The 18438-nt window shown below is 55.2% G+C and carries 19 protein-coding genes; 10 read left to right on the top strand and 9 right to left on the bottom strand.

Features of this window, described 5'->3' with window-relative positions; all coding sequences use genetic code 11:
• Positions 1-33: 33 nt before the first annotated feature.
• Together MBOO_RS08315 and MBOO_RS08310 are read left to right on the top strand one after the other, a co-directional pair.
• On the top strand, positions 34-684 hold the full coding sequence (locus tag MBOO_RS08315; RefSeq protein WP_048068403.1) for a phosphoribosyltransferase: 651 nt from the start codon (positions 34-36) through the stop codon (positions 682-684).
• Between the two features lie 75 nt (positions 685-759).
• On the top strand, positions 760-1323 hold the full coding sequence (locus MBOO_RS08310) for a hypothetical protein (protein WP_012107150.1): 564 nt from the start codon (positions 760-762) through the stop codon (positions 1321-1323).
• Positions 1324-1609: 286 nt separating this feature from the next.
• On the opposite strand, the gene MBOO_RS08305 is transcribed toward MBOO_RS08310, so the two are convergent.
• Positions 1610-2608 (bottom strand): hypothetical protein, encoded by a 999-nt coding sequence (locus tag MBOO_RS08305; RefSeq protein WP_012107149.1) that lies wholly within the window; start codon positions 2606-2608, stop codon positions 1610-1612.
• A 652-nt stretch (positions 2609-3260) separates the two neighbouring features.
• The gene (locus tag MBOO_RS13950) at positions 3261-3596 is read right to left on the bottom strand and encodes a hypothetical protein (protein ID WP_012107148.1); all 336 of its coding nucleotides are present in this window, start codon (positions 3594-3596) and stop codon (positions 3261-3263) included.
• 105 nt (positions 3597-3701) lie between these two features.
• On the opposite strand from MBOO_RS13950, the gene MBOO_RS08295 reads away from it, so the two are divergent.
• The 3 genes from MBOO_RS08295 to MBOO_RS08285 all read left to right on the top strand — a co-directional run bounded on the left by MBOO_RS08295 (position 3702) and on the right by MBOO_RS08285 (position 6235).
• Positions 3702-5537 carry a DHH family phosphoesterase gene (locus MBOO_RS08295; RefSeq protein ID WP_012107147.1) on the top strand — a complete coding sequence of 612 codons (1836 nt, stop codon included), beginning with the start codon at positions 3702-3704 and terminating at the stop codon, positions 5535-5537.
• A 225-nt stretch (positions 5538-5762) separates the two neighbouring features.
• Positions 5763-6014 carry a DUF7123 family protein gene (locus tag MBOO_RS08290; RefSeq protein WP_012107145.1) on the top strand — a complete coding sequence of 84 codons (252 nt, stop codon included), beginning with the start codon at positions 5763-5765 and terminating at the stop codon, positions 6012-6014.
• A gap of 32 nt (positions 6015-6046) precedes the next feature.
• Positions 6047-6235 (top strand): hypothetical protein, encoded by a 189-nt coding sequence (locus MBOO_RS08285; RefSeq protein WP_012107144.1) that lies wholly within the window; start codon positions 6047-6049, stop codon positions 6233-6235.
• Positions 6236-6282: 47 nt separating this feature from the next.
• Here the strand turns inward: MBOO_RS08285 and MBOO_RS08280 are convergent, their stop codons facing one another.
• The gene (locus MBOO_RS08280) at positions 6283-6960 is read right to left on the bottom strand and encodes a hypothetical protein (protein WP_012107143.1); all 678 of its coding nucleotides are present in this window, start codon (positions 6958-6960) and stop codon (positions 6283-6285) included.
• A gap of 107 nt (positions 6961-7067) precedes the next feature.
• Here MBOO_RS08280 and MBOO_RS08275 point away from each other — a divergent pair, with 107 nt between their 5' ends.
• Positions 7068-7328 (top strand): hypothetical protein, encoded by a 261-nt coding sequence (locus MBOO_RS08275; protein WP_048068693.1) that lies wholly within the window; start codon positions 7068-7070, stop codon positions 7326-7328.
• An 8-nt stretch (positions 7329-7336) separates the two neighbouring features.
• Here the strand turns inward: MBOO_RS08275 and MBOO_RS08270 are convergent, their stop codons facing one another.
• From MBOO_RS08270 to MBOO_RS08250, 5 genes are all read right to left on the bottom strand, one after another.
• A complete protein-coding gene (locus MBOO_RS08270) occupies positions 7337-8146 on the bottom strand; it encodes a CheR family methyltransferase (RefSeq protein ID WP_012107141.1) in 810 nt (269 codons plus the stop codon).
• Positions 8147-8237: 91 nt separating this feature from the next.
• A complete protein-coding gene (locus MBOO_RS08265; protein WP_012107140.1) occupies positions 8238-11141 on the bottom strand; it encodes a methyl-accepting chemotaxis protein in 2904 nt (967 codons plus the stop codon).
• A gap of 36 nt (positions 11142-11177) precedes the next feature.
• On the bottom strand, positions 11178-11690 hold the full coding sequence (locus MBOO_RS08260; RefSeq protein ID WP_012107139.1) for a chemotaxis protein CheW: 513 nt from the start codon (positions 11688-11690) through the stop codon (positions 11178-11180).
• 3 nt (positions 11691-11693) lie between these two features.
• On the bottom strand, positions 11694-13685 hold the full coding sequence (locus MBOO_RS08255) for a methyl-accepting chemotaxis protein (protein WP_012107138.1): 1992 nt from the start codon (positions 13683-13685) through the stop codon (positions 11694-11696).
• A complete protein-coding gene (locus MBOO_RS08250; RefSeq protein ID WP_332306252.1) occupies positions 13676-14563 on the bottom strand; it encodes a ParA family protein in 888 nt (295 codons plus the stop codon). Before MBOO_RS08250 ends, MBOO_RS08255 begins: the two co-directional genes overlap by 10 nt.
• A 273-nt stretch (positions 14564-14836) precedes the next feature.
• Between MBOO_RS08250 and MBOO_RS08245 the strand changes: the two genes are divergently transcribed.
• The 4 genes from MBOO_RS08245 (at position 14837) to MBOO_RS13945 (ending at position 17742) form a co-directional block, all read left to right on the top strand.
• Positions 14837-15184: a hypothetical protein gene (locus MBOO_RS08245; RefSeq protein ID WP_012107136.1), complete on the top strand. Its 348-nt coding sequence runs from the start codon at positions 14837-14839 to the stop codon at positions 15182-15184.
• 4 nt (positions 15185-15188) lie between these two features.
• Complete coding sequence (ade, locus tag MBOO_RS08240; protein WP_012107135.1) at positions 15189-16865, top strand: adenine deaminase; 1677 nt, start codon at positions 15189-15191, stop codon at positions 16863-16865.
• Between the two features lie 97 nt (positions 16866-16962).
• The gene (locus tag MBOO_RS08235) at positions 16963-17517 is read left to right on the top strand and encodes a CBS domain-containing protein (RefSeq protein WP_012107134.1); all 555 of its coding nucleotides are present in this window, start codon (positions 16963-16965) and stop codon (positions 17515-17517) included.
• Positions 17518-17601: 84 nt separating this feature from the next.
• Positions 17602-17742: a hypothetical protein gene (locus MBOO_RS13945; protein ID WP_157677645.1), complete on the top strand. Its 141-nt coding sequence runs from the start codon at positions 17602-17604 to the stop codon at positions 17740-17742.
• A 27-nt stretch (positions 17743-17769) separates the two neighbouring features.
• Here MBOO_RS13945 and tpiA read toward each other — a convergent pair whose 3' ends face one another.
• Positions 17770-18438, bottom strand: a complete 669-nt coding sequence (gene tpiA, locus MBOO_RS08230) for a triose-phosphate isomerase (protein WP_048068691.1) — start codon at positions 18436-18438, stop codon at positions 17770-17772.

Raw genomic sequence — 18438 nt, 5'->3', positions numbered from 1 at the left:
CATTATGTGCAATGGGATCCAGAGCAACCGCATATGGGGGAGATACTTGACAATCCCCGGCTCCGGGAACAGAGGTTTGTCTTTTCCGATCGTCATGATGCAGGAAGACAACTGGGAGCGCTTTTAAAAACTCTCCCCGCTATCCGCAACCCGCTCGTTCTTGCCATTCCTGCAGGTGGTGTGCCGATCGGAAAAGAGGTTGCAATCGCTCTCGGTGCGCCCCTGTCACTGGCGATTGTAAGAAAGATCCGGATCCCCGGCAGTACCGAATCGGGGTTTGGGGCAATCACCTGGGACGGGGAGGTGCTGATCAATGAAGAGCTGCGTGCCGCACTGGGGATTCAGGCACCCGAAGTCAGACTGGCAATCGCTCAGACACGCGAAAATGTACGTGACCGGGTAGCCCGGTTTACCGGAGGAGTGGCGCTTCCTTCACCCGCCGGGAAAACCGTCATCCTGACAGACGACGGCCTTGCGTCGGGGTTTACGATGCTTGCCGCGATAAAAAGCATCCGCTTCCGCGAGCCTGCCCGTATCATTGTCGCTGTTCCTACTGCATCTGCATCAGCTGCCGGGATGGTTTCTTTGCTTGCGGATTACCTGGTCTGCCTCAACATCCGCAGCAGCCGTACGTTTGCTGTCGCTGATGCCTACGAACAGTGGTATGATCTGACCGATCGCTAAGTCCTCGAAGTGCTGGCCGGTGTACCATGAATCCTTTTGGCACCATCTTTTTTTTGTGGGGTTGATCTTTTGCAGATGCGTGATCGGTATGAGAATATCCCGGCAGATCTTACCCGGCTTGACCGCTGGGTCGTCTGGCGGTACGAAGAACGGAACGGGAAGCTTACCAAACCGCCGTATGTCCCGGCACCGGGAAAAATGCGCCATGCACTTGTCAATGTCCCCTCCACATGGGGGACTTTTGAGCAGGCAAAAAACACCGTAAACGCCGGTGGCTTTGACGGGATCGGCTTTGTCCTGGGAGAGGGAATTTTCGGCATCGATTTCGATCATGCGACTGATGCGATGGTTCAGGAAGCATTATCCCTTGGTTCCTATACGGAATGGAGCCCTTCCGGTCACGGGGTGCATGTCATTGGCCGTTCAGCGATAGTACTCAAAGGCAGGAAAAAAGGATCTGTCGAACTCTATATGCAGGGGAGGTACTTTACGGTTACCGGGTCTGTGGTGCCCGGGTCGCCACCGGACATCCGGGTAATTTCGCCTGACCGGTTGCTGGACTTTTTCCGGCGGCATTTTGAGGACGAGCCGGTACCGGGCCGGAACAATGGCACAGGCTCGGATACACCTGAGGCGTGAATAGTGCAGATCCTCCCGGGAATATATGCTACTTACAGGACAGCTCGAAAGATTCCGGCCGGGAGGAAAACAGGATGGCTGTCACCAGGTCCGATGCACCGGGAGATTACCCGGATGATGCCTGCAACCGGTCCTGAACCTTGCGGGTTTTGGGGAATCCGGGTTGTGTGTTGTCCGGGTGTCTGTCAGGCTGTCGGGACTGTTGTCATTCCCTATGAGCCTGTGAGGCCGGATGGCGGGGGGATCGTGACGGGAAATGCAGGGAATGTTGTCCTGGCGGGCACGTTCATCTTTTTTTCTCAAGAATATATCCCTTGATGGCGGTCAGGGTCGTGCTGTCCAGCATCACTGAGAAGTCAAGATCCACGATGAAGACCGGGAAGGCTCCACCGAGCGTTTTTCGGTTTACCGTAAAGATCTTTACTTCGAGCAGGAGTTTGCTTAGCTCGAACGGGTTCTCATCCGGGCCCGGGATTTCCGACGCAGCCGTATTCTCCGCATCGAGGATATCAGTTAGTGCACTTTCCTTGAAGTCAAAGAGCCGTTCTGCCATCGCCCTGCTGGTTATGCCGTGGATGTACCGGATAATGAAATACTGGCTGACCGCAAGGATGGCGATGAAGGCAAAGAGGTTCTCGATCTGGGCCAGCTGGGAATAATTCAGGAACGCCTGCAGGGTAACACCCGGTAACCAGATGATGGTAATAAGGAAGAGAAATATGGCCATTAAGAAACCGAAGATAAACATAATCGTGATCAACTGTGTCGGCAGTTTCTTCCGGCGAAGGCTGAGTTTTACCCCCTCCACTTTTTTTACATAGGTTGTCGAAAAGGGTTCCATCCTCCAGACCAGCAGGTAGAAGATGACAATGACCGCACACTGGGCGATTACGGCTGCAGCTGTCAGGAGGGGAACTCCTCCCCGGGAATAATCGAAAAGGGTGAAAACGATATCGATGGAGAAGACGAGCCCGATACCTAAAGACAGGGCCCGGCTGTTGATGAAAAGCGAGTTGATGAACAACCGGGTAAACTGTGTTGCGCCAGATGTTACGCCAACCTCCCTGAGCCATGACTGGAATCGTGAGAAGTCTGCAACCGGCAGATTGGTTTTATTAAAATTTGTCGGGATGATCAGGGTGATAAAATAGTACATGTTGAGGTAGAAACTGGCCGCAATAAAAAGCCCGAAATAGTCGGACCGGGTCAAAAAAAAGATAAGGTTAACCAGGATGCAGACACCAAGGGTCAGGGCCTCTGTCCCCCGCAGACTCCGGGGTGTCATACTGTTGGCACGGCTTTTCTGAACTGAAGATAATTCCCCCCGGATAACCTCCCGAAGGGCAATACCCCCGGGGGATACGGGATTTATTGTGTCAACAACAACCAACAGCCTCACCGGAATAGTAATGGCTATTTGTTAATGGAAGATACAAGCATTGCGATTTCATGTCCGTATTTTTGCAGTCATAAGGGGTTACGACCCCCCGCTTTCTCCTAATCCGGTCTGCACTAATCCGGGTCCAAATTGGGCCCGGATTCCCCTTTTTGGATCCGACCCCCTCCCGGAAAACCCCGTAAAATGCTTCTTTTCAGTTTGTGTAGAAAATACGCCTAATAATCGCCCCGTTTGCCGAAATTCGCCCGGTTTCGATGTCAGCTATAGGCCACCAAGGGCCCAAAAATCGAGGATAATTTTGACCAGTGCTTTTACCCCTCCGGTACCCAAAAAGGCCGAAAAAACGCGAATATGAGGATCTTTTTTCCGGAGAGGGGGTGGCAAAAAGGGCAGATTGGGCCCTGTTTTGTTTCCCCGGTATTAGGGTAATATCTGTCCGGATGAGTCTTTCTCCTGTTCCCCCGAGGAAGCGTCCTTTCGGGGGTGGCAGCACTTCCCGCTCGTTGGGATGTGCGGGTTGACTGCCCCCACGATGCAATCATGAGCCTGCGTCCCGGCAATGGACTTTCCGGAAAAGTCCGACCACGTTGCCGGCTTTTTTCCGAAAATATCGATCACATTGCCAGACTTTTTTTAAAAAGACCGGCAACCCTGGCGAACAATTTTTGAAAAGTTCGATAACTTTGCCGGGCAATTTTAAAAAGTCCGGTAATGTTGGAGAGTTTTTCCCGGAAAAGTTCCAGTTGCGAACTAAAAGATCCAAAAAAAAGGGCGGCTCAGCACCTGAAGATTTTAATAAATTCAGACCGGCCATTTTCATCCCGCTGACTGTATCACAACTAACATAACCCTCCGGTGACCATTCTTGGTACACGCTGGCACCTCAATCGCGGTGCCGGATACGTTGAACGATGCAAATACCAAAGATAAGCCGCATACCATATCGTTTCGTTTCGCTTCGTGCGTGTGGAGAAAGAACATGGAAGAAGATACTCTTGTTTACCGGCTGTCACCTGGCTGTGACCTGTCCGATGTCGAGGAAGGCAATACGTACCTGGGAAAGGTCCAGGGCTTTGCCACGTTTGGGATGTTTGTCCAGCTCAATGACCGGATAAAAGGCCTGGTCCACAAGACCAGCATGAAGGCCGAGCACAAGGAAAAAGATTCCGTGCTTGTCCGGGTCCGGCAGATCCGGCCCAACGGGAACATCGATCTCGAAGAGCAGCTTATCCAGGTGTACCAGGTCCAGCCCGTGGAGCGCAAGTCCACCACGGTCAGGATTGCCGATCTCGGTACAAAACAGGGAAAGACGGTTGCCATCGAAGGCGAGGTTGCCCAGATCAAGCAGACAAGCGGCCCCACCATCTTTACCATTGTTGACGAATCCGGCACCCAGAACGTGGCCGCATTCGTCGAAGCCGGTGTCCGGGCCTTTCCCGAGGTCGAGCTCAACATGATAGTCAAAGTCATCGGCGAGGTCATGATGCGCAACAACCAGTTGCAGATCGAGGCCGATGCGGTGACTGCGCTTTCTGATGAGGAGGAGAAAACCGTCCGGGCCCGGATCGAGACCGCTCTTGATGCACGGGCAGAGCCCGAGAACATCAAGCCGATGGTGAAAAGCGATGTGCTTGACAGCCTCATGCCCGAGATGCGCAAGGTGGCAAAGATCATCCGGCGGGCGGTCTTTACCGCCCAACCGATCATCCTCCGCCACCACGCCGATGCCGATGGCATCTGCTCCGCGGTTGCCATCGAGCAGGCAGTGGTTTCGCTCATCCGCGAGTCCGGCGGGGACTTTGACGCTGACTATTATCTCTTCAAGCGTGCACCGTCAAAGGCGCCCTTCTACGAGATCGAGGACATCACCCGTGACCTGGACTTTGCACTCAAGGACCATGCACGCTTCGGCCAGAAGATGCCCCTTGTGATCCTCACCGATAATGGCTCCACCGAAGAGGACGAACCGTCCTACAAGATCGCAAGCGTGTACGAGATCCCGTTCGTGGTCATCGACCACCACCACCCGGATGCGACTATCGACAAGTACCTGGTCGGGCACGTGAACCCGTACCACGTGGGCGGAGACTTCGGGGTCACGGCAGGGATGCTTGGCACCGAAGTGGCCCGGCTGATCAACCCCAGGGTCGAGCCGCTCATCCGCCACCTGCCGGCGGTTGCCGCGGTCGGGGACCGGAGCGAAGCCCCCGAGCGGGGACATTACCTCGCGCTTGTCCGCGACCAGTACCCCGAGCAGGCCTGCAAGGATATTGCGCTTGCCCTTGATTACGAGCAGTTCTGGCTCCGGTTCAACGATGGCCGGGAGATAGTAAAAGATGTGCTCGATCTCGTGGGCAACCACGAGCGGCACATAAAACTTGTCGGCCTGCTCGTGGACGGGGCAAATGCCATGATCGAGGACCAGATGAACGCCTGCATGCCCCACGTCGTTCCCCGTGTTCTCAAAAATGAGGCAAAACTCTTCCTCATTGACGTGGAGATCCATGCCCACAAGTTCACCTTCCCGCCGCCGGGGAAGACCTCCGGTGAGGTTCACGACCGGCTCTGCAGACAGAACGAGGGAAAACCGGTGGTCACGATCGGCTTTGGCCCGGACTTTGCCGTGCTCCGGTCCCGGGGCGTGCACATGAACATCCCCCGTATGGTCCGCGAACTTCACAACGAGATCCCCGGGGGCGGAATCTCGGGCGGCGGCCACCTTGTCGTGGGCAGCATCAAGTTTGTCGAAGGCATGAGGGAGCCGGTGCTCGAAGCACTCATTGCAAAGATCGCCGAAGCACCGGTCCAGCAGTGAGGGAGCGACCCCTTATTTTTCCGCTCCGGCCCGATCGTTGCCCCGGATTTTTGAAAATAATGTAGAATCCTGCCGGAAAAAATTCGGCCAGAAATTTGCCCGATTTGAATTGTTTCATGTCAAGATTGTGACACTCTTGGAAAAAAAACCATTAATCTTACCGCAACCATCAGATATTTATATATAGGACTTGATCTATATGCATTCGTATTGCTGAGGCGAAATATGTCAACAGGCACGAACATACGCGATAAGTACAATGAAACCCAGCACAAAATCGTCTCCTACCTTCATACAGGGATAAACAAAGGCAAGCACTACTTCAAATCGAAGTACATTGCAAAGGACCTTGGTCTCTCCCCAAAGGAAGTGGGAACGAATATGGCGATCCTTGCCGACATGTGCAAGGAGTTGTCCATCATCAGGTGGAGCTATTCGAACAGCACGACGTGGATGGTCACGCCCCGTGCCCTCTAAACTTTTTTTAGTCCTCCCCGCATTCTTTACTTATGGCAAAACACGCATTCGAAGCACCCATTGAGTTTGTTGCCGATATCAACGAGGTCAAGGACTGCCTCATGTCCCAGGACTGTACCCAGGACAACCCCGGGGCTCTCTGGTTCAACATCGATATCCCCAAGGGCCATGGTTTTGTGGCCGGCGACCGCGTACGGGTAACCGTGGAAAAGATTTCCTGATCTTCCCCCTGCAGGGGCACACTTTCGGGCCCCCTTTTCTCATCTGGTCATGTTGTTCCGGGTGCAGCGGCTTTTACATAATATTCGTACGGCGTTTCCATCAAGATTGTGTACGAATCCACATAGCTGACACTGATGATCATGTACACCGGCCCGGTGTTCCTGACCACCTTGTACATCGACCCTCCGTTCTGGATCTCTGATCCGGTGAGAATGGTACCGGTCTTTGCATCGCAGAGCACCATCTTAAAGTCCGAGTACTGGGGCCGGGTGGTTGCATTGACACTGATATTGAGCGCCCACACCTCGTAGGGTACGGTAAAGATTGTGGTAAGACCGCCGCGTGAATCCGTGACATAGGCAAACGTCACGGTATCGTTCGATCGCAGGGGGATATTGGACGTACCAAAGGTTGTCATGCGATCGGGGAGATGGATCATCGGGTACGTAAAGGGGTTATTTGTGAACAGGATACGGGTCGGGGCTGCCGGAGGTTGCGGGGTCAGGTTAGCGGTCGGCGTGGGAGTGGGTGTGGTAAGGACCGTGGCGGGTACTGCAGTCGGGGTGGCGGTCACCTGCACTCCCGGCCCCTCCGGTGTCACTGGTGTGCCCGGATGGAGTGACGGGAGAAGTCCTGAGTTAGCGACAACAGCAATGATCAGGATCACCGCAAAGCCGCCGGCGAGCGTGAAAAGATCTCCCTTGTCCACACGTATTACTGGCATCGGTGCGATAAAACCGTGACGATCCGATGGCGCAAAAGGGCCCCGTCCTCCGCGGCTACCGGCTTTTTCGGAAACGGTTTAGTACTCCTTTGGTAAATATTGATGATATGGATGTTCCCGGCCTGAGGACATGGGTGATCTTTTACCTGATCTCGTTTGTCGTTCTTCTCTGGGCCGCGTTTCTGACTGTAAACGGCACCATGCTCTGGGTGAGCCTGATGCTTGTGATCGTGGTCGTGGGCATCAACTTTGTCACCGTGTACAACCAGATAAAGTCCCAGGCCTCGCGCAAGGCCATGCAGGCTGAACTGACCAAAAATATTGGCAAGGAAGACAAAAAAGAGGTCGACGACCGCCAGCGCCACTAAAAAACGGGCTAGTCTTTTCTTGTGTAAATTTTCTGGATGGAATTGACCGGCGAAAAGAGCCCTTCTACCTCTCGCCCGAGATATTCGGTCTTGCCCATCACGTAGTACCCGCCGGGCACGAGCGCTGCATGGAACATTTTTGCCAGTTCATCTTTCTGCTTCTCGGTAAAGTAGATGGTCACGTTCCGGCAGCTGATCATGTCCAGGTAGCGCGAGATCGGCTGGCCGCTCATAAGATCGTGGGGGCGGAACCGGATGAGCGACTGGAGATGCGGTTTTACCTGGAAATTACCGTCGGGAAGCTTCGTGAAATGGCGGTGAACCTGGGTCTCAGAGAGTTTACCCATGGATTTCTCCGGATAAATCCCCTCTTTTGCCTTCTTGAGCACCACCTCATCGATATCGGTGGCAAAGATCTGGCCGGAGATGGTCTTGTCAGCAGCCATCATATCCGAGAGCATCATGGCAAGGGAATACGGCTCTTCGCCGGTCGAGCAGCCGGCGCACCAAATCCTGATTGTCTTCCTGCCTTTGAAGAGTGCGGGGAATACCTCCTTTTTGATAAGATTATACACGTCGGCATCGCGGAAGAACTCTGTAACGTTTATCGTGAGTGCGTTTCTCAAGTTTTCGAGCTCCGGTTCGTGCTCGCGCAGGTACCGGAGATATTCGTCATATGCCGAGGTGCCGGTGGACCGCATGCGTGAGAGGAGCCGGCGCTTGATGTAGTCCTCCTTGTAGTTGGAACACTGGATCTTTAACGTCTGCTCGATATACCGCTTCAGGGCGGAAAAACCGTCGTCTTTCTCTAAGGTCATGGTATGCTCCTGTCCCGTAGTGCTTCTGGCTGACTGTGGGGATGGCAAAAAACAGGAGTGCAATACTCATGCATTTTGCACAACCGCAAAATCAGGTATGGAACTCCTTCATCATCCCGGAGCAGCGCTCTGCCATGATCGAGAGTTCGGCAGAAGCACTGGCGATCTCTTCTGTGGAGGCACTGGTTTCCTGTGCAAGGGCCGCCATATCCTCCATCCGGTGCTGGTTGTTTTCGGTCGATCTCCTGAGCGTGTCAATCCCTGCCATCAGGCCGGAAGTGGCCTGCGCCTGGCTCTCGGTGGCTTTGGTGATCTCGGCAAGTCCCTGGGAGACCACGCTTGCCTCGGCTATGATCTTATTGAGCGATTCGACCGTCATGTTCACGCTCTCGATGCCGCCCTTAATCTGCACAAAGGAGTCCTGGATGGATGTCGCCGTAACTTCGCTTTTTGTCTGGATGGCCTTAATGAGGGTCTCGATCTGGTTGCTTGCCTTCTTGGACTCCCCGGCAAGGTTCTTTACTTCCCCGGCAACAACGGCAAACCCGCGACCGTGCTCGCCGGCTCTTGCGGCCTCGATCGCAGCGTTTAGGGCAAGCAGGTTTGTCTGGTTTGCAATATCGGTAATCAGGTTGACGATCTTTGTGATCTGGCGCATCTGCTCGTTCAACGCCGTGATCTCATTGACACTCTGCTGCGAGATCTTCTCTACTGCCTGCATCTTGTCTGTTGCAGTCTTGCCCACGCTTGCGGCATGGGATCCCTCCTCCGCCGCTTTTCCGGCATGAGCCATAACATCGTGGGAAGTGCTTGCGATCTCCTCGATGGAAGCAGAGATGTCCGAGACGGTGACGGAGATCTTCTCCACGCCGGCGAGCTGCTCCTTGGAATTGTCGGTTGCCTTCTGGGAGGATATGGCCACCTGCTCGGTAGCTTTTGCAATCTCGTCAGTACTTTTGATGGTGTCCTGGATGGTCACATCCAGTTTCCGGATTGACTGCATCAGTTCGGCAATGACCGACCGTATTGCAGCAACGGACGAGTTGTAATCTTTCTTGAGCCGCACCAGCGGGTCTGCCTCATCGATGCTGAGCTGGTATGTGAGATCTCCGGCAGCGATCCGTGCAAGCCCGGTCTGGAGCTCGGCAGCACTCGCGGAGAGCAGTTCGGCATTTGCCTTGGCCTCGTCCATCATGGCCCGGATCTTATTCTCCTGTTCGCGCCGGGCGGTCACATCCACATACACACAGAGGATCGTGGAGAGGTTCTGCTGTGCATCCAGCATGGGGATGCCGTACTGTTCGAGAATGCGCAGGCCTCTTGGAAACTCGATGGTAACCTCGCCATAGCTCCTGGCCTTCTTTTCAAGCACTTTTTTGAGCCCCTCCCCGGACTGGGAGAGTATCTTAAACTCCCGTGCGCTCATGCCATGGATTTTTTCTTTTGAGAGGCCGGTGAGATTTGTGTAGGCCTCGTTTGCCATGAGGATCTTAAAGGAGGGATCCATAAGCATGATGGGCATGGGGTTCTGCATGACAATGATATCGGAGCGCTTCTTTAAGGCCGCAACTTCCTCCATCTTCTTTGCAAGGTCCTGCTGGCTTGCCCTCTGGGCAGTAACATCGTAGTATACGAGAAGGAGGTGCTCGATACTGTTTTTGGCGTCCAGGAGCGGCATCACGTACTGTTCGAGAATCTTTGTCCCGCTCGGGAGATCCACGGTAACTTCCCCGGATGCGCGGCGTTTCTCCCTGATTGCAATGCCGGCACCTTCGCCCTTCTGTTCACGGATCTTTATCCCGCGCAGGTTCATGCCGGTGATCCGGTCAGGAGTATACCCGCTCAGCTTCTCAAAGGCGGTGTTAGCCGAGATGATGGTAAAGGAGCGGTCGGTTATAAGGATAGGGATAGGATTTTCCCGGATGAGCGCCTCGGACAGGTTCCGGGTATCAAGACCTTCGCCTGCCTCCTGTTTTTCCCCGGTGATATCGTTGTATACCACAAGGATGTTCTCGATGGCGCCCTTTGCCCCGGGGATGGGGATGCCATACTGGCGGAGCCGGTGTGCCTTCCCCTGAGACTCAATGACAACCTCTCCTTCAGAACGGGTCCCGGTCTCAAGGACTTTTTTAAGCCCGTCCCCGGCCTGCTGTGTGATGGCAAGGTCATTGAGGGACCGGGAGAGCAACTGGTCCTTTTCCCTGCCGGCAAGCGCCACGAAGGCATCGTTTACCACTTTAATGATAAAACCGGTATCAACGAGCACGATAGGCATCGGGTTCTGCTGGACAATCGTCTCTGAGCGCGCCTTAAGCCGCTCGATCTCCTCGTTCTTCTTTTTCTTTGTGGTAAGGTCGTCGTAGAGAATGACAAGCGAAGTGACCGCACCGCTGCTGTCAAGGACCGGGATGCAGTACTGTTCCAAGGTGTGGACTCCTGAGGGGAAGGTAACGGTGAGTTCGCCCACGGCCCGCCGTTTCTTTTCTATGGCTTCGCGTGCGCCCTCACCGGACCGGTCCGTGATGGTAAAATCGTGGAGATTGGTTTTTACGATCTTGTCTTCCGGGATCCCGGTCAGGGCCACGTATGCGGCATTGGCCTCGGTGATATCAAGTGCCGGTGTTGCAATCAGCATGGGCACCGGGTTGTTCTTCTCCATGAATTCGAGCCGGCGTTCGAGCACATCGATCTTCTTCCCGTACTCTGCAAGCATCTCCGGGAGCATTTCCCCGGGGGCCGGCACGCCCGGTGCGGGTGCAGTCATCTGTGCCGCAGCGGTGTTTACGGCATCCACAAGGGTTGTGTACTCGCTGCCGAAATGCGCCGGATCAAGCGGTGGTACTGCCTTTTTTGCATGGGCACCTTTGAGTGCCAGTGCAAGCTCTTCATTGAGATCCCGGACTTTCTGTGCTATTTCATCCGGGGTTGTCCGTACTGCCGCCGGGGCCTGGGCCCCGACAAACAATGCCTTTCGTCCCGGTCGTTGTTCAGTCATACCCGGCCTCCTTTTTGCTCATTTCCCGTCGTGTCCTCACAGGGCATCATGCCTGGTACCGGCTCCCGGGCCGTTCCTTGACCCGCTGCCCAGGTCTGCAATCACCCGTTCCATATCAAGCCAGATGATGAGATCTTTTTCCTTTTTTTCAGTATCCTCGTTTGTGACCTTGATAATCCCCTTGACAAACTGCGAGAATTCCGAAGATATCCCGGAGCCGATGTGCTCGATGTTGTCTTGTGATACCTGGCGGACACTTGCAACATCGTCGACAATAATCCCGACATTGTTCCCGTTTGCCGCATCGGGCACAAGAACAATGATCTTCTGGTTCTCGCGCACTTCCTTTTCCGGCAGCGCAAGGAGCGTATTGAGGTTCATGATATTGGTGATCTCACCCCGAAGGTTGATCACGCCCGAGATAAAGGCCGGCGCCCGGGGGATAGGGGTGATCGGTATCATCTCCACGATCTCGCGCGCCAGGTTGATGTCAAGCGCATACCGCTCCCCGCCTAATTCGAACTCCACTACGTCAATTGTTCCGGCCATGGTTCACCGTAACTTGAATTTGTCGGTTGCGACTTTAAGTCTCTCCGCCATGCGGGAGAGCTCTGAGGATGCACTGGCGATCTCCTGGGTGGAGGCGCTTGTCTCCTCTGCAAGGGCTGCCATGTCCTCCATGCGCTGCTGGTTTTCATGGGTGAGGGTGCTTGTCTGCTCCATGCCCTGCATCACCCGGTTTGTGGCTTCGGCCTGAGCCTCGGTGGCCTTGGTGATCTCGGTAACCCCCTGCGAGACCACGTGGGCTTCGGAGATGATCCGGTTGAGTACCTCGATGGTCTGGTTGACACTCTCGATACCTGTCTGGATCTCCTGGTAGGAGTTCCTGATTGCCGCCGCGGTCTTCTCGCTGTTGTTCTGGATGGAGCCAATCAGGGTCTCGATATTGTTGGTGGCGGTCTTGGACTCCCCGGCAAGGTTTCGGACCTCTCCTGCCACAACCGCAAAACCCCGGCCGTGCTCGCCGGCTCTTGCGGCCTCGATCGCGGCGTTTAAGGCCAGCAGGTTTGTCTGGCTGGAGATATCGGCGATCATCTTTACGATGTTGGAGATCTCCTTCATACGCTCGTTTAAGGCCGTGATCTCGTTGACGCTCTCTCCCGAGATCTTTTCTACGGCCTTCATCTTGGCGGTTGCAACCTTGCCCAGCTCTGCTGCCTGGTTCCCCTCGGTAGCGGCCTTCTGCGCGTGGGTCATAAGGTCATGGGTGGTGCTTGCGATCTCCTCGATCGAGGCAGAGAGATCAGAGACATCGCTTGAGACTTTCTCGATCTCGGAGATCTGTTTTTTTGCCCCTTCTGCGGATTCCTGGGTGGAGATCGCCACCTGCTCGGTAGACCGGGAGATCTCCTGGGTGCTCTTGCCGGTCTCTGCCGTGGTGGCGTCAAGCTGGCGGGCAGACTTTACGATCTCGTCGATCACGTTTCTTATGGAGCCGGTGGCCGAGTTGTAATCCTTCTTTAAGGCCACAAGCGGATCTTTCTCATCGATCTCTGCAATAAAGGTGAGATCCCCTTCGGCAAGCCGTGCAAGCCCGGTCTCGAGAACTGCTGCGCTTGCGGAAAGGACCTGGGCTTTTTTCTTTGAATCGTCCACAAGTTCCTGGATTTCCTGTTCCTGCCGGCGCCGCTCGGTGATATCGTTGTACACGACGAGCAGGGATTCCACCTCGCCTTTTTCGGTGAGAAGCGGGATGTAGTACCAGTCGAGCGTGAGGGTGCCTGCGGGAAACTCGATCACCGATTCACCGTGCCCGCGCTGCTTTGAAGTGATTGTCGCCTCGACACTGGCGCCTTTGTTCTTCTTGAACCGGAAATTCTTCATGGTGAGATGAGCAGCCTCGTCCCGGGAATACCCGGTCAGCTTTAAAAACGCACTGTTTATCGAACGAACGGTAAGCCCGGTATCGATGGTAAAGAGCGCGTACGGGTTTTCCTCGATAATACGGTCTGCCCGCTGCCGGATCTGTTCTGCCTCGGCAACTTTGTCATGGAGATCGGTGGTATCGATCCAGAAATAGAATGCACCGTCAGCCTCCCCTGCCTTGTCCAGCATCGGCATGGCCTGGAGCGTCAGGTACTTCTGGGTGCCGTCAGCCCACTTCACCCGGCAGTGGCTTTCGGCAAGCTTGCGTGTCTCAAAGCAGGCATAGAGGTGATCGCCGGATATGACCGTAATATCGAAGTCATAAAGCCGCTTTTTCAAGAGCTCTTCCCGGGTCCCGCGCCAGAGCGATTCGTATTTTTTGTTGATATTGATAATTGCCCGGTCTTTCTTTAAGATGGCAATCGCAAGCGGGTTGTACTTGATCATGATATCTGCCCGCTGCTTTTTTTCCGCCGTGTCCGATGCCTTTGCAATAAGCCGGTTTATCTGCTGTGCCAGCGGACGCAGTTCTGCCTCTGCATGGTTCTCGTCAATGCGGACCGCAAGGTCCCCTTCTGCGGCTTTTTTTACTGCCAGTTCCAGTGGTGTCATGTCCATGGTATCACTTCATCTGCGATTGCCCTGTATGCCTTCCCGGCACTGCTGTCGGGAGCAAAGTGTGAAAGCGGCAGCCCGCGCTTCTGGGCCTCGTACACCTCGGGAGAGTACGGCACGGTATGCACATCGGCAAACTTCTTTTCTACCTCGCCAAGCATTCCCTGTAACCGCTCGTGTTCTTTCACACGTTCTTTTTCTGCCCTTTTTTCCTCCTCACTGGGCTCGTGACGGGGGGAAAAGAGCGAGCGCAGCCAGCCTGCAAGATCTTTTTTTGTCTCCTCTTCCTGCACTGCGGGTTCCAGGTCCCCACCCTCTCCCCAGCGGGAAATAATTGCCATGTCCACACTGAGGTTCTTACCCATACTCTCCCGGATGTCCCCGAAAATAGTCAGGAGGGGACTCACGCCGGCAAGGGCAAAGGAGCCGGAATCAAGAGTGACAATTACGTGATCGGCGGCAACAAGCCCGTTAATCACAAACTGCCCCATGCTCGGGGGAGTGTCAATCAGGATAAAATCATAACGCTGTTTTACCGGCCAGAGAGCGTCTTTAAGCACCTCGGCCCGTGACGCGATCCCGTACAGGTAGGGTTCTGCACCGACAAGATCGAGAGTTGCCGGTGCAACGTCGATACCGGATTCGGAAGAACAGATGATATCTGTTATGGGTACCTGGGGAAAACCCTCCACCCGGCTCATGAAGACATCATAGATGTTCTTTTTCTCCGGGTCAGGGACGATGCCGAGACCGGCCGTGGCATTTGCCTGGGGGTCGCAGTCAACCACCAGCACTTTTTTTCCTGCAAGAGTACAGAACCCGGCAATATTCAGGCAGGAAGTGGTCTTCCCGGTTCCGCCTTTATGATGGCAGAACGTGATGGTTGTTATGATCTCACCTGACTGAACTTTTATAAAGAATCCCTATAATAACTTTGCCTCCCCAATAATCGTCGTAGATTTTGGTTTTATTATTTATTGAGGGAAATTGAGACGCTTTTACGGCCCCGCTCCTCGTAAAATATCCGGCCTTCTTCATTTGGGACTTCCGCTGCGTTTTGCATTACGGACCCTGCCCGGGTCCTAAACATAGCCGGGTTTTTCGGTATCCGGGCCGGCTAAAAGGTATTTATGGATGAACCCTGACAAAGAACTATGACCGGGCGCTGGTACCTGCTTTTGGGTTTTCTGCTGCTTCTTTTGTGCGCTGCCGGCTGCACCTCGCTTTCCATTGGCACGGTATCGTACGCAAACAACAATCTCTCCATCGGGGTTACCGGGCCGCAAAGCCCTCAGGAGATCGGTGTCCAGGTTACGGTGTATGGGGTAAGCGATCTTTCGCAGCACGAACTTTTCACCACCGGGACCACGACCACTCTTGACGGGACGGGGCAGACGGTGACAATCCCGGCAGATCTTGCACCGGGCACGTACAAGATATATGTCTATCTTATTGCAAACGGCAACCGCGAGGCCGCCGTGATCCGGGATATCACGGTGTGAGACCATGGATGCCCCCCCTTTGCATGCGAACCTGATCCCGGCTGCCCGCGGTACAGAACCTGCGGATCTGGTCCTAAAAAACGCCATGCTCTTCGATGCCTTCTCCTGTTCCTGGGAGGAGGGTGATCTCGCAATAAAAGATGGTATCATAGTCGGGACGGGCAGATCCTACCGGGGCATCCGCGAGCGTGACCTTGGCGGTGCGCTCGTGGTACCGGGCCTCATCGATGCCCACGTACACATCGAGAGCTCGCTTCTGGTCCCGCAGGAGTATGCACACCTCGTTGCGGCACATGGCACGACAACGGTGATTGCAGATCCCCACGAGATTGCAAACATTGCAGGAAAAGAGGGGATCGAATACATGCTTGCCTGCCGGGCCGGCCTGCCGGTGGATATCCTCTACATGCTGCCGTCCTGTGTGCCGGCAACTCCTGCTGATGTGGGCGGGGCGGTGCTGGATGCAGGAGATCTTGCCGGCTTTCCTGGCCGGGACGGGATCCTCGGCCTTGGGGAGATGATGAACGTGCCCGGGGTTCTTGGCGGGGATCCCGGGGTTCTTGCCAAACTCGTGCTCTCCCGGATCCGTGACGGCCATGCACCGCACCTGTCCGGCCCTGACCTCAATGCGTATCTCCTCTCCGGCCCGGACAGCGACCACGAGTGCACAACAGCTAGTGAAGCAAAAGAAAAACTCCGGTGCGGCATGTATCTCTTTGTCCGTGAGGGCTCGACCGAGAAGAACATTGCCGCACTTGTCCCGGTAGTCACCCCATATACCGTTTCCCGGTGCAGTTTCTGTACCGACGACTGCCATGCCGACCTGCTTGCCCACAGTGGCCATATCGACCGCTGCATCCGCACGGCCGTGGCCGGGGGCCTTGAACCGGAGCTTGCCCTGCGGATGGCAACGCTTTCCCCTGCAGAGCGCTTTAGCCTTCCTGATCGTGGGGCGCTTGCGCCGGGCCGGAGGGCAGACTTCTGCATCGTTGACGATCCCCGGCACTTTGCAGTAAAGGAGACCTACTCCCGCGGGAGGCCGGTTGCGGAATATGCGGCACCGCAGGCCCGGCCGCCGGTATTTGCTGCGCTCCGCTGCACCGTACCCTCGCGGGATCAGATCCGGCTTTTTGGGACTGGCAGGGCCCGGGTGATCGGGCTTGTGCCCGGCCAGATCCTCACCGAATCGCTCACCTTCGATCTCGATGCTGCCGCACTTCCCGATATCTCCCGGGATCTCCTCAAGCTCGTGGTCTGTAACCGGTACGGAAAGGGATCGGTTGGTACCGGTATCGTGCATGGCTTTGGTTTTAAGGATGGAGCAATTGCCGCAAGCATTTCCCACGATGCCCACAATATCGTTGCCGCAGGGACCGGAGACGAGGTGATCCTTTCTGCCCTGACCGCCGTGATCCGGGCCGGGGGAGGCATGGCGGCGGTGCACAAAAAAGACGTGACGGTGCTCCCGCTCGACTGTGCCGGGCTCATGTCTACGCACCCTGCCCGGGAGGTTATTGCCGGGCTTGATGCCCTTTCTGCGGCAACACGCCGGATAGGGGGGATCGATGATCCGTTCATGTACCTCTCGTTCCTTGCGCTCACCGTGATACCGGCGCTGCGTCTCACCGACCGGGGACTTTTTGATGCAGTAGCTTTCCGGGACGTACCGGTCTTTCCCTGAATCGGTTTCCTGTTTTTTGGTTCCGGCAGATTTTTCCCGGCAGATATTACCCAAAGCAGAAGGTTGATATTTTCATTATCACTCTCAGTAATTGCATATGCATATCCCCAGTCCTGAAGAACTCCGTTCCCGCCGTGAAACACTGGGTCTCCGGCAGACCGAAATTGCCCGCAGGGCAGGGATCAGCCAGTCAATGGTGGCCCGGATCGAGGCCGGAAGCGTAGACCCCCGGGTCAGCACCTTGAATAAGATCATTGCGGTTCTCAATAATGCCGAACCCCGGAAAGTTACGGCCGGCCAGATCATGCACACGCCGGTACTTTCTGTCCCGCCGCAGGCAAGCATTTCGCAGGCGCTTGAGCTTTTCGAGAAGAACAATGTCTCCCAGCTGCCGGTGATCGAGCGGGGTGCACCGGTAGGCTGTGTCTCCGAATCGGCGATCGTAAAGGCGCTTGGCCAGCAGCGCCTCCACCCTGCCCACCCGGTAATTGTCCGGGACTTTATCGAGCCGGGTTTTCCCACGGTACCCCCGGACATGGACGTGGAGACGGTCATAAACATTCTCCAGCAGAACCATGCGGTGCTGGTGACCGAAGGACGCCTTGTAAAAGGCGTGATCACAAAACACGACCTGATCACGCTTATCGTCTGATACAAAACGTATATTTTTGTTTTTTTTAAATCCGGGCCCGTTCAACCGAAATATTTATCATGGACAATACATGAGGTCTCTCATGTGGATGATTATGCCACATCAGAGGTCTGTTTCATGGCAGAAGAAAATGCCCCCACGGAGATCAGCAGTCTGACGGTTATCGGGATCGGAGTGGTACTCTTTATTGTAATTATCGGTATCTGGTACCTCTTCCTCAAATAAAACCGCAGCAGAATTTTTCCCTTTTTTTTAGAGTTTAGAGACAAGGTCGCGGAGTATCACAACCGGATCCGGGGCTTTTACCACGCTTGAGGCAAGGAGTACGCCGTCTGTCCCGAGATCAATCGCAATCTTCACGCATTCGCCACTCTGGATCCCGGCGCCGGTAAGGATCTTTACCTTCGGGTTTATCGCACGGACAGCGGCAACCGAGCGCCGGATGATCTCGGGGTTTGCCTTTGCGACCGAGACCCCGCTCCCGATGAGCTCCGGCGGCTCGATTGCGACATAGTCCGGGCCAAGCGCTGCTGCCGCGGCGCTTGTGATATCGTTGTTGGTGCAGACCACACTGGAAAGCTTCTGGGTCTGGATCCCCCGGACCGCAAGCTCGATCTCGGCAAGGGTGAGCCTCCGTTCGGAATGGTTGACAAGCGACCCCGCGGCCCCGGCCAGTTTTATCGCTTCGACCGGCATATGTCCGGTCCGTGCCCCGGGTTCGTACCCGTCCACGTGCTGGGCATACACCGGGATCGCAAAATGGTGGCAGATTGGGTGGAGGTCAATATACCCCGGGGCAATGCCGATCACGGCCCCGCTCTCCCTTGCTACCAGCTGTGCGGCAGTGGCGATCTGGTGGGCGCGGTTGCCCATGCCTTCCTTGTATGTCTTGAGATTTACCAGGATCAGGGGCGCTGTCAT

The sequence above is a fragment of the Methanoregula boonei 6A8 genome, assembly GCF_000017625.1.
Taxonomy (GTDB): domain Archaea; phylum Halobacteriota; class Methanomicrobia; order Methanomicrobiales; family Methanospirillaceae; genus Methanoregula; species Methanoregula boonei.
Note: the sequence above shows the minus strand (reverse complement) of the source record. Positions and strands in the feature narration are given on the sequence as shown.

What these genes read in the sequence shown, in the direction of transcription:
- MBOO_RS08295 (WP_012107147.1), top strand. Translation starts at nt 3,702, where the DNA reads ATGGAAGAAGATACTCTTGTTTACCGGCTGTCACCTGGCTGTGACCTG.
- MBOO_RS08310 (WP_012107150.1), top strand. Translation starts at nt 760, where the DNA reads ATGCGTGATCGGTATGAGAATATCCCGGCAGATCTTACCCGGCTTGAC.
- MBOO_RS08255 (WP_012107138.1), bottom strand. Translation starts at nt 13,685, where the DNA reads ATGGACATGACACCACTGGAACTGGCAGTAAAAAAAGCCGCAGAAGGG.
- MBOO_RS08245 (WP_012107136.1), top strand. Translation starts at nt 14,837, where the DNA reads ATGACCGGGCGCTGGTACCTGCTTTTGGGTTTTCTGCTGCTTCTTTTG.
- MBOO_RS08305 (WP_012107149.1), bottom strand. Translation starts at nt 2,608, where the DNA reads ATGACACCCCGGAGTCTGCGGGGGACAGAGGCCCTGACCCTTGGTGTC.
- MBOO_RS08285 (WP_012107144.1), top strand. Translation starts at nt 6,047, where the DNA reads ATGGCAAAACACGCATTCGAAGCACCCATTGAGTTTGTTGCCGATATC.
- MBOO_RS08290 (WP_012107145.1), top strand. Translation starts at nt 5,763, where the DNA reads ATGTCAACAGGCACGAACATACGCGATAAGTACAATGAAACCCAGCAC.
- MBOO_RS08275 (WP_048068693.1), top strand. Translation starts at nt 7,068, where the DNA reads ATGGATGTTCCCGGCCTGAGGACATGGGTGATCTTTTACCTGATCTCG.
- MBOO_RS08260 (WP_012107139.1), bottom strand. Translation starts at nt 11,690, where the DNA reads ATGGCCGGAACAATTGACGTAGTGGAGTTCGAATTAGGCGGGGAGCGG.
- tpiA (WP_048068691.1), bottom strand. Translation starts at nt 18,438, where the DNA reads ATGACAGCGCCCCTGATCCTGGTAAATCTCAAGACATACAAGGAAGGC.
- MBOO_RS08265 (WP_012107140.1), bottom strand. Translation starts at nt 11,141, where the DNA reads ATGACTGAACAACGACCGGGACGAAAGGCATTGTTTGTCGGGGCCCAG.
- MBOO_RS08280 (WP_012107143.1), bottom strand. Translation starts at nt 6,960, where the DNA reads ATGCCAGTAATACGTGTGGACAAGGGAGATCTTTTCACGCTCGCCGGC.
- MBOO_RS08235 (WP_012107134.1), top strand. Translation starts at nt 16,963, where the DNA reads ATGCATATCCCCAGTCCTGAAGAACTCCGTTCCCGCCGTGAAACACTG.
- ade (WP_012107135.1), top strand. Translation starts at nt 15,189, where the DNA reads ATGGATGCCCCCCCTTTGCATGCGAACCTGATCCCGGCTGCCCGCGGT.
- MBOO_RS08270 (WP_012107141.1), bottom strand. Translation starts at nt 8,146, where the DNA reads ATGACCTTAGAGAAAGACGACGGTTTTTCCGCCCTGAAGCGGTATATC.
- MBOO_RS08315 (WP_048068403.1), top strand. Translation starts at nt 34, where the DNA reads ATGGGGGAGATACTTGACAATCCCCGGCTCCGGGAACAGAGGTTTGTC.